The sequence below is a fragment of the Pelagihabitans pacificus genome, from assembly GCF_009371985.2.
Classification (GTDB): Bacteria; Bacteroidota; Bacteroidia; order Flavobacteriales; family Flavobacteriaceae; genus Pelagihabitans; species Pelagihabitans pacificus.
On sequence record NZ_VIKU02000003.1, the window covers coordinates 190,357 to 204,753 of the forward strand.

Below are 14,397 nucleotides of genomic sequence, written 5' to 3' on the forward strand. Positions count from 1 at the left end.
CGGGAATGAAACAGTACCATAACCATTCCTTTCCGTTGCTCTGGATAGCCCTTTTACTTGTTGGTTCTTTTTCGGGGTTAGCCCAAGAAGATGAAGTGGAGGTATTGCCTTCGGAATCCGAATACAAGGAACCCGTTTCCAAAGTATGGTTCAATACCTATGGCAACATCCGGATTTCAAAACGTCTTTTTTGGGACGCACAGACCCACTTTCGATTCGAAGAAACGGGGAGTACACCATTTATCGGACAGATCGCCCAAATTTACAACCGACACGCCATCGGCTATATCTATTCAAAAAAGTTCAATGTAACCCTGGGTGGGGTGGTACGGGTCAATTTCAATACCGACCCCACATCCCCGGATCGGAACGTGGTTCCCGAATGGCGTATTTGGCACCAATATCAGTTTGCCATGCCCCTTGCAACGACGATGATTTACCACCGCATACGGATTGAACATCGGTGGACGCAAGGTTTTGCGGACAACAGCGAGTACATTTTTAGGAACCGTTGGCGGTATATGTTCCGAATGAAGGTTCCCCTTAACAGCCATAAATTCCAACCGAAGACTATTTATGTGTCGCCCGAGGCCGAACTCATCATGCAGAGTGGGAAGGCCGTAGTAGCAAGTCCCATGGAAGACCTGAGGCTCACTACCACCCTTGGGTACATTGTTACTCCCCGTTTGACCTTTGCCGCCGGACTCATGTACTCGCAAGGACAACAATTGGAGAACGGCGGTATTTACAAGCAAAGCTGGACCATGCGCTTCCATATGTACTTCTCCCCGGACTTTAGAAGGGTAAAAAATAAACTTCCCGAAATCCATTTGGATGATTAATCCGTATCTACCAGCGATAGCATACAAAATCTACCAATGACTAATAAACGTATCCCATATATCGTAGCGTTCGCAACAACCGTGGCAGCCGCGGTACTCGTTATCAAATCCCAAGATTTGAAAAGAAAGCTGGAAGCGGTAAATACCGACCGGGCCCTTCTTCAAAATAAATTGCAGGCGTATCAACAGTTTACCAATATTGATTCGTTGCTCCTCAAAGGAGACTACCAAACGGCAGTAAATACCTATCGAAATACGGCGGATTTCGAATCCGAGCAAAAAGGTATTATTCCGTTGCGAATTGCCTTGGCCGAACGCTTATTGGCGGTCAAGACAAAGGAACGGCAGTTTCGGGTCGTCGAGGAAAAAAACGTCGATTCCGCCACTGCACCGGAAAATATTTCACCAATGGCGGCCAGAAAATATGATTCCTTGAGTTTTGTTCTTGAAAAAGCGAAAGTAAAGCTGGCCCGTGCGCAGCGGCAACTGAAAGCAAAGTCCTTTGGGGAATATTTGACTTTTAAGAATAGTAAGGGTCACGTGATGCATTACGTAGGCCAGGTTAAAAACCACAAGGCCAATGGCTATGGAATTGCCATTCTGGATACCGGTGGCCGGTATGAAGGCACGTGGAAAGACAACGAACGGGATGGCGAAGGCACCTATTATTGGCCCGACGGCGAATACTATGTGGGCGGCTATCGGAATGACAAGCGAAACGGCTTTGGTACCTATTATTGGCCCAATGGCGAAAAATACGCTGGCCAATGGAAAGAGGACAAACGAAGTGGTTCCGGGGAGTTTTTTGGAACCGATGGCGATATGGTTACAGGGGGTGTGTGGAACGATGATAAATTGGTACAGACAGATAAAAAGGGGAGAAGGTAAGATTGGCGATCTGGTGGGTTCCTCGTTCACTCCTTCATTTTAAATTGCCGTTGTCTAGAGATTAAGCCGGTGGCACCACAATCATATAAAGGTTTTTAGACGGCCTTTTTTTTTCCGGACCCTGATAAGATTCAAAAAACGTTTTGGTAGTAGTTGATTGTGGAAGGCGCACATGGTTTTCATAAAGCAGCAGTCCGAACGGCCTATTTTTGCTTGTTAATTAATAAGAAGGTCGTACATTTAAGCCTATTTCCGATAGTCTGATGAATCTTGGTTCATCGCTTTCAAAACCCATCGATATGAAAACAACGGCACTCACACAAAGAATGATGACCCTGCTTGCGATAAGTCTTCTTCTTGCAGCATGTAAGGAACAAAAGGACGAGACACCCAAAGAGGTGGAAGAACCCTTGGTACAATATGTGGAGCCGATTTCCAAGTTACCTATTGAACGATTAAAACTTCCGGATGGATTCAAGATCGAAGTCTATGCCGATAGTATCGATGGGGCCCGTTCCATGGCGATGGGGGAGAACGGTACCCTTTTCGTAGGTACCCGTAATGAAAATAAGGTATATGCGATACAAGATCGCGATCAAGATTATAAGGCCGATAAAGTAATGGTGCTAGATACCACTCTTGAGGTACCGAATGGTATTGCCTACAGAAATGGTTCACTGTATGTGGCCGAGGTGAATCGTTTGCTTCGATATGACGATATCGAAGCACAGCTCGATAATCCGCCGCAACCCACTGTGGTCTATGACGATTACCCAACGGAGTTTCACCATGGATGGAAATACATTGCCTTTGGACCGGATGACAAGCTATACGTTCCCGTAGGGGCACCCTGCAATATTTGCGATAGTACGGTAAGTGACCAACGTTTCGCCACCATCACACGTATGGATCCCGACGGAAGCAATCGCGAAATCTACGCCCATGGGGTTCGGAATTCCGTTGGTTTTAGCTGGCACCCCAAAACAAATGAGTTCTATTTCACCGATAACGGTCGGGATATGATGGGCGATGATGTGCCACCCTGTGAACTGAACCGTGTTACCGAAGCGGGCCAACACTTTGGATATCCCTTCTGCCATGGTGGTACGATAAAAGACCCCGAATTCGGGAATCAACGACCTTGTTCCGACTTTGTGGCCCCAGTGCAGCCGTTGGGTGCGCATGTGGCTCCCCTGGCAGTGAAATTCTACACGGGCGATATGTTTCCCGAGAAGTACAAAGACTATGCGTTCATTGCCGAACACGGCTCATGGAACCGCTCTAAAAAAGTGGGGTACCGTATTTCCTTGGTACAACTGGCCGATAACGAGGCGGTCGCCTATGAAACCTTTCTGGACGGTTGGTTGGACGAGGCCTCCCAAGAACAGTTTGGGCGACCGGTCGACCTATTGTTTCTGAACGACGGTTCACTACTGATTTCCGATGACTACGGGGATGCGATTTATCGTGTGACCTACGAGGGTACTCCCGTGGCGAGCAACTAGCCCCGGGTACTGACTATGCTTTGGGAATAATTGCCCAGGCGGATACCATTTTTCGTCTACCGAAGATTTGGACCCCCTTAAAGTCCGAGAAGGCTACCAAGTGGCTACATTTTAACCCGATTTCCTTTTCACGTAAAACGTTTACAGCAATAAAAGGGGCTTTATCGGTTAAAAGCCTGTCGTTTGCCTCCGTTATTTTATCAGCTTGTGGGTAATTAGTAATTTCATGACGTATTGGGCGCTAATAAATACGCATGATCGACAGGGTTTTAAATAGCAATAACAGCATATACTACCATATCCTTTTTTGGATGGCGTATCTGGCGCTTTACACGCTGATGTGGGGTAGTTATGATGAGGAATATTGGCAGCAATTTCAGATACTGTTATTCCTTCTACCCTGGAAAATGATTCCAACCTATATTACCCTCTACTATTTAATGCCCACCTTTCTTTATCCAAAAAAAATGGTTCAGTACGTATCGCTTTCAATTCTTTTGGCCATTGCTATGGGATTGATAGACAGGTATATGACCTGGGCTTATATTTACCATTGGTTCAGCCCCGAAAAAGAGCACTGGAAGACCCCCATGCTGTACTTTCCCAAAGTATTGAACTCCATTGTTGCGGTGTATACCCCTGTTTTTGTGGCCATGGCGATCAAATTGCAATTATTTTACTATCAAAAAGACAAAGTCAACAAGGAACTGGAAAAGGAAAAGGTGGCGACGGAACTTAAATTTTTAAAGGCACAAATCCATCCGCATTTTTTATTCAATACCTTGAACAGTATTTACTCCCTTTCCCTATCGCAATCAAAGAAGACGCCGGAAGTGGTCTTGGGTCTATCCAAGTTTTTGGACTATATGCTGTACGAATGCAATGAGCGATTTATACCCATCGGTAGGGAGTGGGAACAATTGATGAATTTGGTAGCTTTGGAACGGATACGTTATGGGGAGGGTTTGAGTATCAATGTTTCCGAATCTATCGATAATACCGATACCCTGATTCCCTCACTGTTGTTATTGCCCTTCGTAGAAAACGCATTTAAACATGGAGCGGATAACGAATTATCCGATTCCTGGATTACGATCGACTTAAAGCTCACCGGGAACCAATTGGTGTTCATGGTCGAAAACAGTAAGAGTAGTGTCCCATCGGAAAAGAGCTTGGATACGGATAAGAATATTGGGCTAACCAACGTAAAAAGGCGATTGGATCTTTTTTTTCCAGAAAAACACGAACTGAAAATTTTTGAGGAAAAAGATAGTTTTCTGGTAAAGTTATCCCTTGACCTGAGTGGCATTCCGGATTTAATTAGGCAAGAAAATGTCCAATAAGATTAAGTGTATCATTGTAGACGACGAACCCTTGGCCAGAAACGTTTTGGTGAATTATGCCGAACAAATTGACCAGTTAGAGATCGTGGCAAGCTGCAGTAATGCCCTGGAAGCTTTTGAATACATGCAGCAAGGGCAGGTGCAGTTGGTTTTTTTGGATATCAAGATGCCCAAGTTGAGCGGTTTGGAGCTTATGGAATCGATCAAGAACCCACCATTGGTCGTTTTTACGACCGCCTATAGGGAGTTCGCCATTAAGGCCTTTGAATTGGATGCCATCGATTACCTCTTAAAACCCATTTCCTTGACCCGCTTTCTAAAAACAATTTCCAAGGCGAACAAATACCTTCAGGGGCAACATAACGACTCAAATGATGAAGAATCGGAAACTGCCGACGGAAATCACACGACTACCCCACAACCGGACTTTCTCTACATCAAAGCGGATCGCAAAGTGATGAAATTGGATTTGAACAGTATTTTTTACCTGGAAAGCTTGAATGATAAGGTAATCATTCATTTGGCCGACAAGGAGGTGATTACTACCCAACGCATCAGTTATCTGGCGGAGAAACTACCCAACCAACAGTTTGTTAGAATCCATCGCTCCTATATTATTTCCCTTAAGCACGTTACCGCCTATAACAACATCATGGTCGAGATGAAGGATAGTGAGCTTCCCATCGGGCGCAACTACCGCTCCAAGGCATTGGAAGCCTTACGTCAGTAAATACCCGTTCTTAGAAGTATCAAAAGATGATATCGATGATAGGGTCAATATGTCGGGTACCTGTCTTTGAAAAGCCTTTCACATTCCTTTCTGTTAATCATTCCTTAAATGTGGGGCCAACGACTTTTTATTGGTCCCAACGACCTCCTTCACCCGGTTTTCGGCACCGATGGTCCGTTAAAAGTCATATACCCTCGAAAGCGGGTCATTTACAAAAAAGCCTTGATAATACCCCACTGGCATCCTTACTTTGGAATATCAACAAAGAACGGACAGTCTTTTTATACATCGTTCATCACGTTTTAAAAGACTACCATCCACTGGTTTTCCCGATGTCCACGTTGGATATCGGGAAATTCACCGGTTGCTTCGTAAACAGTAAGTTCTTACCTTGAGGGTTGCCACGATGGCACTTGAGGAAAGAATGCAACTATAAGTTACAGTAATCAATTAAATCGAAACGTATGCAGTCTATTTCCATCTCTGACCCAGACATCCATTTTACCGTTTTTAAGGTACCCCGTTGGCGAGCGAAGATCTATCAGTTTTTATCCGTGCGGATTTGGGGTAATTTACCAAGTACGCTACAACGCCGATTATCTGCCTGGTATTCGAGGTTTTATACCAAATCGTTTTCGAAGAAAATCATCGGACCCTACCTGAAAATCAATTACTCCGACAAAGACTATCTACGAAAGTTCAAACCTCCTTATGGAAAAAAGGAATTCGACACTTTTCAGGATTTTTTCATTCGGGAATTTAAGGAACACCCCCAAAATAGCAGTGACCGTGTGTGGCCTTGTGAGGGATTGCTTTGCGACACGGGATTTGTAGATGACCTATCGGTATCCAGTATCAAGGGCGACAAACGTCGTATCACAGCTATTTTTCAAGCAGATCAAAACCCAATTCCCAACGATTATTTTTTTTCGAATGTGTTCCTGCACAATAAGAACTACCACCGTATCCATGCTCCCATATCCGGTACAGTGAGCAGAATTCAGCATGTCCCCGGGGATCTGGTGGTGCTCCGACCATGGATATATAAACAGAACCCTTCATTACCCGCCTTACGAAATGAACGGTATAATATCGATATTGTGGATGCGCTGGGGCGTACTTGGTACCTTTCCATTGTCGGTGGTCCGGCCGTAGGAACCATCGCAATTCCAAAGAAGCTGGTTGTGGGCGCACAAGTAACGAAATTGGAAGAGATCGCACTCTTCTATTTGGGCTCTACCTGCTGTATGGCGGCTCCTGAAAAGCCAAGGTACCATTCCAAAAACACCTTTGTAGCGGTGGGAGCGACGTATTGAGCACCATTGGTTCGTATCCAATTCGTTATCAGGGGTTTCGTCGAGGCTGGCGTCCGAAGCCCTTTTTAGTTTCCGTCCAATTACTATCCAATACCATCATCTTGCCCCGTACAAACTTGTCCATACGTCAAATTGCGTGGGGCAAGTCTTTTGTACCACAGGTTTTGGTGCATTGTTCAAAAAGTATCACCAATTTATTCCCAGAAGATGGTAAAAAGTCATATTTTAAGGACGGGGATGCCCTTATCTTTATCCCTTTACCCAACGAATTTGGCTAACTTCTAATAGCAGAACCTATGAAAGTATACGACGACAAACATATCAAAAACATTGTTTTGGTGGGTGCCCATAACAGCGGCAAGACTACCTTGGCCGAAACTATGCTATTTGAGGCGGGACTCCTCAACAGACGAGGTACCGTGGAGGGGAAAAACACGGTTTCCGATTATCATGACATTGAACACGAGCGTGGTGCTTCTGTTTTCGCGACCCCCCTACATACCGAGTGGCGTAATTACAAGATCAATATTATCGATACCCCCGGGCTGGACGATTTTATTGGGGAAATCCTTGCCTCCATACGCGTGGCGGATACCATCGTAACCGTTATCAACGGCCGTCACGGGGTCGAGATCGGTACGGAAATCATCTGGAGCTATATCGACAATTACAACAAACCCACCGTGTTTGTCGTGAACCAAATCGACCATCCAAATGCCAATTTTGAGGATAGCTTTAGGGATATCAAGGGATTGGTCGGAAACAATGCCGTGAAGATCCAATATCCCATTAGGGTTGACGGGGCCCAATGCATTATTGACGTATTGAAGATGAAATGCTACAAGTTTTCACCGGAAGGAGGGAAGCCCGAAAAAATGCCCATTCCCGAAAATCAAAAAGAGGTAGCGGACCAATTGCATAATGAACTAGTGGAAAAAGCGGCCGAGAACGATGAGGAATTGATGGAACTATTTTTCGAGAAAGGGACCCTCTCAGAGGATGAGATGCGCCAGGGTATCAAAGCGGGCATGCTGAACCACGAGCTGTTCCCTGTCTTCTGCGTGTCCGCCCTGAACGACATGGGCAGTGGCCGATTAATGGGCTTTATCGACAATGTGGCGCCGGCAGCAGCCGACCTAAAGCCAGAACAGAGTGTAGAGGGCAAGACCATAGCACGTACCACTGAGGCACCGACGATCCTTTTCGTATTTAAGACCGTACACCTCCCTAATTTGGGGCAAATATCATTCTTCAAAGTGAAATCGGGTGTGGTCAAGGCGAATGATAAGTTGGTCAATTCCAGAACCGGGGAAACCGAAATCCTTCATCAGCTGTACATCATGGACGGAAAAAAACGGGAACCCGTTTCCAGACTGGTCGTTGGCGACATTGGAGCGACCTTGAAACTAAAATACACCGAGACAAATGATACCCTTCAAGCAGAGGGGCATCAGGTAACGATACGGCCGATCGCCTATCCCGAACCTCGCACTAAAAAAGCGGTTTTTGCCGTGAATCAGAACGAGGATGAAAAATTGAGCGATGCCCTGAAAAAAATTCATAGCCAAGACCCTACTGTGGTCGTTTCCTTTTCCAATGAACTGAAGCAACAGATTTTGGGCTGTCAAGGTGAATTGCATTTGGCTACCGTCGCCTGGGCCTTGGAGAATAACTATGGGGTCAAGGCCGAGTTCAAACAACCCCGCATTGCCTATCGGGAAACGATCAAGCGTTCCTCAACCGCCAATTACCGTCATAAGAAGCAATCGGGTGGTGCCGGCCAGTTCGCTCAGGTACATATGAAGATAGAACCTTGGTACGACGGCATGGCAGAACCGGAGGGGTTCAATATACGGGGCAAGGAAGAGGTAGAACTCCCATGGGGCGGAAAACTGGTATTCTACAATTGCATTGTCGGCGGAGTCATCGATCTGCGGTATTTGCCCTCCATCAAAAAAGGAATTTTGGAGGTGATGGAATCAGGCCCATTGACAGGTTCCTATATCCGGGACGTACGGGTGATGGTCTATGATGGCAAAATGCACTCCGTGGATTCCAATGATATCGCCTTTAAGATTGCAGGGGCCCATGCCTTTAAAGCGGCCTTTATGAATGCGAAGCCCAAACTACTGGAGCCGATTCGGGAACTGACGGTAAAGGTCCCGGAAGAAATGGTGGGCAGCGTCATGACCGACCTACAGGCGCGCCGATCCATAATCCTGGGTATCGATAGCTCGGATCATTATCAAATATTAAAGTGTGCTACTCCCGAATCGGAATTATACGGCTATTCCACCAACCTACGTTCGCTCACCCAAGGGAAGGCTACCTTTAAGTCTGCGTTTTCATCCTTTGAGCCGGTGCCGGAAAACATTCAACAGCGTTTGGTGAATGCCTGATTGCTCATCTAGCTGGAAAACACCTGGCCTTGGGAAGAATCCGGACGGCGTAGAGCTTCCCATCATCTGTACCGCTTTCCCCAGGTTTTTAAGGATGCCTAGGTATCGTCATCAAGGCTTTATCAGTATTGTGCTGTATACCTAGGCATCGGAAATTTCCTAAGGTATCGTTAAATTTATCATATTTGATGGTTTTTATCCTATCTTAAAATTATGGCATGGCATTATCCAACCTTTCCGTGACGCGGATGGGAGAATATGCCCTCTTTTTTTACAACAGAATAAAAATGGAAGATATGAGCAGGAACACTACGCGGAATAGTATTTTGGTCCTTACCGATTTTTCCGAAGGGGCGACTATTGCACTTCGAAATGCAGCCAAATTGGGGAAACTCATCAATGGAAAGGTACATGCCTATTATGTGCAACCGGTCAAAGGGATGAAAGAAGAGAACCAACTCGCTTTGAGTAGAAAGCTACGCGAGACATATCGAGAAACCCAGGCCAAAGCCAAAAAGTTAATTAACACGATAGCGGATGAAGAAGGGGTGAACATTTCCTTTGCAATGGACTATGGTAATGTGAAAAATCGGATACTGAATAAAATAGAGGCTACCGGTCCGGAATTGGTGATTCTCGGAAAGCGCAAATCAAGACTATTGGACCTTATCGGGGATAGAATTACCGAATCGGTTATCGACAATTGCGACGCGAACATCTTTATAAGTGCTAGCAATCGTGAATTACAATCCCTATCAGACCTGTCCCTTGGCTTTTTTGGTGAAATCGAAGATAAGGGAGAATTTAAGATAATCGACCATTTACGTAAAACACCCCGTTCGATTAAATATTTCGGTATCCGAAATAATCGGGAAACCATGGATTCCGGGGATACAATAGAAAAAAGCGGTTCTACCTATATGTTCCCCCAGGAAGGGACCAAGGCCATAGACGCCTTGACCACCTATGTCGCACGCACTAAAACCGAGCTCTTTTGCATCCCAAAAAACAGTGGTTCCAAACCCCAGCCGATAAAGGAAATGGTGGGGCGCTTGGATATCCCCGTATTGGTGTATCGATAAATTGGGCATTGCACTTGGTTTGAACACCGCCCATATGTGAATGACAGGAAATCGGTTCTAAAAAGTATGACTGAGTGTTTAAAACCAACCTATCGTAAGGCCGGACATTCGCTTTGGATTGTATTCTTTAGCCCTTTATCCCATGCGGACTATCAAAGCATACAACCTTCGAATTGTACCGCCCAGTCCCATTTTTGAGGAAATCGTTCAATTCAAGCAACAATTTATCCAAACCTTTGGAAAACAGCCCTATTCGGGCTCGAAGCCCCATATTACCTTGGCATACTTTATAATGCATGAAGAATATCAGGATATGTTGGCACACATTTTTAATCAGTTGTCAAGTTTTAAAAAGTTCAAACTGAACATAGAAGGTTTCGATTACTTTGAGAACAGGGAGTTCGTATTGTATCTGAACGTTCCGATGACAAAAGACCTCGAACGGATTCATAAACATATCCGAATCCTTTGGCAGCGCGATTTACATCAAAAACCTGGAAGAATCTCCATTCCGAAGACCCCACATCTCACCATTTCAAAAACCAAAGAAAGGGAACTGCTGCATAAAAGCCTTTCCCTTTTTGGGGAAATACCCTTTTCAAGACAGATTACCGTCGACCACCTCACTTTGGTGGCACGCCCTGTGGATGATACCTGGGATTGGGAACATACCATCCCGCTTTCATCATAGACAGGGCGAAGTTAATAAAGTCGGAAACAATCCGTTCCAAACTAGTATATCATTTTTAGCTGCCTTTTGGACCCTTGGAAATACTGAAAAGAACAGGAGGGGAGGTCTTTATCTAAACTGACTATTATCATAGCGAACATCGGGCAACATTTCTATATTCCGATTTTTAAAATCGAAACAATGAAAGTAGTTAGATCAACCAATGCCCCTTACCGCCTTGCCGTGACAATAGCCCTTTTTATATCGGGTCTTGCATTCGTGAACGCACAGACCGGCGAGGCCATCAAATCGGAACCCCAAAAACCAGCGGTGGCTTCGCAGCCTCCCATCTATTGGCAGGTGAAAGCCTTTCGCCCCCAAGCAAGTTTGATGAACATCAAGGCCATTGACAAAAAGGGGGACATGCATGATGTCAAGGCCATCCAAAGTTCCGATGATACCAGCATCCTGGATGTCAAGGCCCTCGTAAACGGCGAACAACTGCCCATAAAACTGATTGTCAAGAAAGATGATCGCTATTATCCGGTAAAGGCCATCGACAACGACGGGTATCTCATTAACATCAAGGCGGTCACGGAAAACGGGGACATCCTGGATGTGAAGGGGGTAAGTAGATCGGGCAACATCGTGCATCTGCGGGCCATTGACAAACACCTGGTGGCCTACACCATCATTGCGGTGTCACCAGAAGGCAAGGTTAACGACATAAAGGGTATTAAAATGTTGGATACGGAAGTGGAAACCGTTATCAATGGGGTACAGGTATTCGCGCATGTGAAATCATTGGCACAGCAGTAAAAATACTTGGTACCATGATCTATGCTTCGGTCCGGGTAGGATAGTGAAAAGAATTTGACATCAATGGTAGTCGTTTAATCGATAGCACTAACAAATGCGTTTTTTCTTCTATTTATGGGATTTCTGGTATTTTTTGGCTGTAACACTGATAAAAAATCAAAGGAGGTCAAGGATAAGGGGATGCCCCAACGGGGAGAATTGAGTTGGGAATCCCAGATTTTTCTTGGGAATCGACTGTTCTCGGAAAAAACGTGTATTACCTGTCACGATGTGAACAAGAAAAAAATCGGGCCTTCCATTAAGGAAATCCTATCTGTTTACAAAGAAAAAAATGGGGATATGGTGGCCTTCCTAAAGGGAGAGGCCAAACCCATTGTCGATACTACCGCTAGCCAAGTAGCCCTGATGCAGGCCAATATTGAAGGGTTTTTAAAGGATATATCGGACGAAGAACTGAAACTGATTGCTACCTGTGTACAGCTCATCGATGAACTGGGTTCGCACGACTAGAATTTAATACATTATAGCAACCCCTTATCGACCAACAACTTTTTCAATTGGCTTTGATTTTCCCAAAATCGATCTTTGATATTCCTCATGATTGCGTCGAACTCCGGATGGCTTTTCAGCGGTTCGACCATTGGGTCCTTCTCAAAGAATAACAAAATCCAGTACTGATAGTTATTTTGGGTTGCGAACACCTTGAGCTGCTCAATGGCCAGGTCGTTTTTCCCTTCATACGCATATTTTACGGCAGTACTGGCGGCCTTGTAAATAGACTGATCTCTTTCGCAATAGTCACTGAAACTCTTATAGAGAGTAGCCGCTTCTTCTTTCAGACCCATCTTTTCGTACACCCTGGCGATCTTGATATCGTCCTGAGGGTAAATGTCAAGGCCGTATTGTTCCCTGGCATTAACGAATTTCTCATAGTACAAAAAAGCATTTTCATAGTCTTCCTGGAAGTAATGTATTTTCGCCACTTCCTGTAAAATGTCCAGGCGGGTGGTGTCTTTGCTCCATTCTTCCATCAAAAGGTTTTTGGTCTGCTCCATATCCCCATCCTTTGCGTATAGGATATAAGCTCTCACCATGGGGGAATAATAATTCCCGGGGTGGTAGTCCAGTGACTTGTTGATATACTCGATCGACTCATCGACAAAACCGGTTTGAATCAATGCGTTACTCAAATGCAAATAAATATAGCTTTTGGAGACGGAGTCATTAGCGGCGATATCGAGTTGAATACCTTTGAGGGCGTACTCCAGGTATTTACCGGTATCGGGAATGACCCGGGCATATATATCGGCCAGTATCTGAACCACCGCTGAAGAGTTGGGATTGTATTCCAGTGCCTTCTCCAAATGCGGTAGCGCCAATCGATATTCCTCGGTCTGTAGATAGTAAAGGGCTTTGGCGATGAGGCTTTCTGCAGACTTGGAATCGTAGAGCAGGGCCTTGTCAGCGTAGTTATTGAGTTGTTCCGTATACTGTTTCTGCTTCAGGTATTGATCTAGAAAGTAATAGGATATGGCGATGTTTGCATAGGCTAGGGAGAACTGCGGATCCTGTTCAATGGCCTGCTCAAATAACGGAATGGCTTCTTCCAGACCCTCCTTGGTTCTTTTGTGATACGGGTCCAGTGCCTTGAGGTAGTACTCGTAAGCCAATAAATTTTTGGTAGGCTTTTTCTCAATTTGCTCCAATTCAGCGGGTGTCACGATGGCCTCAATGGCATCCGTGATTTTACGGGCCATCTCATTTTGCATGGCAAATACGTCCCCAACTTTACGACTGTATTGCTCTGACCAAATAGGTCGGTCAGTGGAAGCTTCAATCAGTTGGATGTTAAGTAAGACCTGGTCCCCGACACGCTGGCCACTACCCTCTACCAAGTAATTCACCTTGAGTTCCTCGGCAATCTCCGGGGCGGATTTTTCCGTGTTTCGGTATTGTTCCACCGAGGTTCTGCTGATAACGCGAAGGTCCTCGATCTTTTGAAGGTTGTTCAGGGCCGATTGCATGAGCCCGTTTACGAAATAAAGGTTCGTAGAATCACTGCTCTCGTTCCTGAATGGCAATACTGCTATGGATCGCTCCGGCACCCCCTCGGAAGAAGTAGTCGTCCGGATATAAAGTACCATGGAAACCACGACCAAAATTAGGGATGAAGCCATGACAAGTGGCCATAGAAGACGCTTGGCGGGGTTTCCTTCGACCACGACCTCTCCCGCTACCGCTTCCATTTTCCCTACCTCGCCCGGGGGATAGCCATACTGTTCCCGAAAGCATTTAATGAAATAGGAAGTACTTCCAAAGCCGACCTGGTAAGAGACTTCGGAAACGGTCAAGGTGCCCTGTTGAAGCAGTTCCATGCCTTTTTTTAGGCGCATCTGCCGAATAAACCGACTTGCGGAAAGCGCTGTGTCCTTTTTAATTTTTCGAAGCAGATTGGAACGGCTCATGTTCATGGCACTAGCCAGTTCGGAAACACCAAACTGTTCGTCGGCCAGATTTGCTAGGACGATAGCTTCCGCCTTGTCGATAAAACTTCCTTCGATATGTGATGCGTCCGACATAGAATCTTTTGGCGTATCGAAAGTAGAAAAAATATATGGTAAACACACCTAGTTCGATGATCCCCATAGGAAGGGTAAAAACAAGCGTTTGCGTCATAAATCATATTGCTGCGCCATAGTTTTAATGCGCGCCGCAAACTTTACGGAGTTCACCGCATAGCTTATAGGGTTTGCATCTGCCGCTGTATGACCTTTGTATTGACAAAATTAGTAATCTAAAACCT

General features: G+C 45.4%; 12 protein-coding genes. 11 read left to right on the forward strand and 1 reads right to left on the reverse strand.

Translation table 11 applies throughout. From position 1 onward, the window contains the following. The first annotated feature begins 5 nt into the window (after positions 1–5). The 11 genes from FK220_RS11410 to FK220_RS11460 all read left to right on the forward strand — a co-directional run bounded on the left by FK220_RS11410 (position 6) and on the right by FK220_RS11460 (position 12,104). Positions 6–842, forward strand: coding sequence for a DUF2490 domain-containing protein (locus FK220_RS11410; protein WP_152574457.1), 837 nt, complete (start codon positions 6–8; stop codon positions 840–842). Between the two features lie 36 nt (positions 843–878). Next, positions 879–1,730 carry an MORN repeat-containing protein gene (locus tag FK220_RS11415; RefSeq protein WP_152574458.1) on the forward strand — a complete coding sequence of 284 codons (852 nt, stop codon included), beginning with the start codon at positions 879–881 and terminating at the stop codon, positions 1,728–1,730. A gap of 299 nt (positions 1,731–2,029) precedes the next feature. Continuing rightward, positions 2,030–3,235: a PQQ-dependent sugar dehydrogenase gene (locus tag FK220_RS11420; RefSeq protein WP_152574459.1), complete on the forward strand. Its 1,206-nt coding sequence runs from the start codon at positions 2,030–2,032 to the stop codon at positions 3,233–3,235. 254 nt (positions 3,236–3,489) lie between these two features. Next, positions 3,490–4,578, forward strand: coding sequence for a sensor histidine kinase (locus tag FK220_RS11425; RefSeq protein WP_152574460.1), 1,089 nt, complete (start codon positions 3,490–3,492; stop codon positions 4,576–4,578). Then, a complete protein-coding gene (locus tag FK220_RS11430; protein ID WP_152574461.1) occupies positions 4,568–5,308 on the forward strand; it encodes a LytR/AlgR family response regulator transcription factor in 741 nt (246 codons plus the stop codon). The genes FK220_RS11425 and FK220_RS11430 overlap by 11 nt, the downstream gene beginning before the upstream one ends. A gap of 464 nt (positions 5,309–5,772) precedes the next feature. Further along, positions 5,773–6,624 carry a phosphatidylserine decarboxylase gene (locus FK220_RS11435; protein WP_152574462.1) on the forward strand — a complete coding sequence of 284 codons (852 nt, stop codon included), beginning with the start codon at positions 5,773–5,775 and terminating at the stop codon, positions 6,622–6,624. Between the two features lie 296 nt (positions 6,625–6,920). Next, on the forward strand, positions 6,921–9,023 hold the full coding sequence (locus FK220_RS11440) for an elongation factor G (protein WP_152574463.1): 2,103 nt from the start codon (positions 6,921–6,923) through the stop codon (positions 9,021–9,023). Positions 9,024–9,241: 218 nt separating this feature from the next. Continuing rightward, a complete protein-coding gene (locus FK220_RS11445) occupies positions 9,242–10,105 on the forward strand; it encodes a universal stress protein (protein WP_152574464.1) in 864 nt (287 codons plus the stop codon). A gap of 142 nt (positions 10,106–10,247) precedes the next feature. After that, positions 10,248–10,796 carry a 2'-5' RNA ligase family protein gene (locus FK220_RS11450; RefSeq protein WP_152574465.1) on the forward strand — a complete coding sequence of 183 codons (549 nt, stop codon included), beginning with the start codon at positions 10,248–10,250 and terminating at the stop codon, positions 10,794–10,796. 180 nt (positions 10,797–10,976) lie between these two features. Next, positions 10,977–11,594, forward strand: coding sequence for a DUF7486 family protein (locus FK220_RS11455; RefSeq protein ID WP_152574466.1), 618 nt, complete (start codon positions 10,977–10,979; stop codon positions 11,592–11,594). Positions 11,595–11,708: 114 nt separating this feature from the next. Further along, positions 11,709–12,104 (forward strand): c-type cytochrome, encoded by a 396-nt coding sequence (locus FK220_RS11460; RefSeq protein ID WP_152574467.1) that lies wholly within the window; start codon positions 11,709–11,711, stop codon positions 12,102–12,104. A gap of 11 nt (positions 12,105–12,115) precedes the next feature. Here the strand turns inward: FK220_RS11460 and FK220_RS11465 are convergent, their stop codons facing one another. Continuing rightward, a complete protein-coding gene (locus tag FK220_RS11465) occupies positions 12,116–14,173 on the reverse strand; it encodes a helix-turn-helix domain-containing protein (protein WP_152574468.1) in 2,058 nt (685 codons plus the stop codon). Positions 14,174–14,397: the final 224 nt, after the last annotated feature.

What these genes read in the sequence shown, in the direction of transcription:
- FK220_RS11410 (WP_152574457.1), top strand. Translation starts at nt 6, where the DNA reads ATGAAACAGTACCATAACCATTCCTTTCCGTTGCTCTGGATAGCCCTT.
- FK220_RS11415 (WP_152574458.1), top strand. Translation starts at nt 879, where the DNA reads ATGACTAATAAACGTATCCCATATATCGTAGCGTTCGCAACAACCGTG.
- FK220_RS11420 (WP_152574459.1), top strand. Translation starts at nt 2,030, where the DNA reads ATGAAAACAACGGCACTCACACAAAGAATGATGACCCTGCTTGCGATA.
- FK220_RS11425 (WP_152574460.1), top strand. Translation starts at nt 3,490, where the DNA reads ATGATCGACAGGGTTTTAAATAGCAATAACAGCATATACTACCATATC.
- FK220_RS11430 (WP_152574461.1), top strand. Translation starts at nt 4,568, where the DNA reads ATGTCCAATAAGATTAAGTGTATCATTGTAGACGACGAACCCTTGGCC.
- FK220_RS11435 (WP_152574462.1), top strand. Translation starts at nt 5,773, where the DNA reads ATGCAGTCTATTTCCATCTCTGACCCAGACATCCATTTTACCGTTTTT.
- FK220_RS11440 (WP_152574463.1), top strand. Translation starts at nt 6,921, where the DNA reads ATGAAAGTATACGACGACAAACATATCAAAAACATTGTTTTGGTGGGT.
- FK220_RS11445 (WP_152574464.1), top strand. Translation starts at nt 9,242, where the DNA reads ATGGCATTATCCAACCTTTCCGTGACGCGGATGGGAGAATATGCCCTC.
- FK220_RS11450 (WP_152574465.1), top strand. Translation starts at nt 10,248, where the DNA reads ATGCGGACTATCAAAGCATACAACCTTCGAATTGTACCGCCCAGTCCC.
- FK220_RS11455 (WP_152574466.1), top strand. Translation starts at nt 10,977, where the DNA reads ATGAAAGTAGTTAGATCAACCAATGCCCCTTACCGCCTTGCCGTGACA.
- FK220_RS11460 (WP_152574467.1), top strand. Translation starts at nt 11,709, where the DNA reads ATGGGATTTCTGGTATTTTTTGGCTGTAACACTGATAAAAAATCAAAG.
- FK220_RS11465 (WP_152574468.1), bottom strand. Translation starts at nt 14,173, where the DNA reads ATGTCGGACGCATCACATATCGAAGGAAGTTTTATCGACAAGGCGGAA.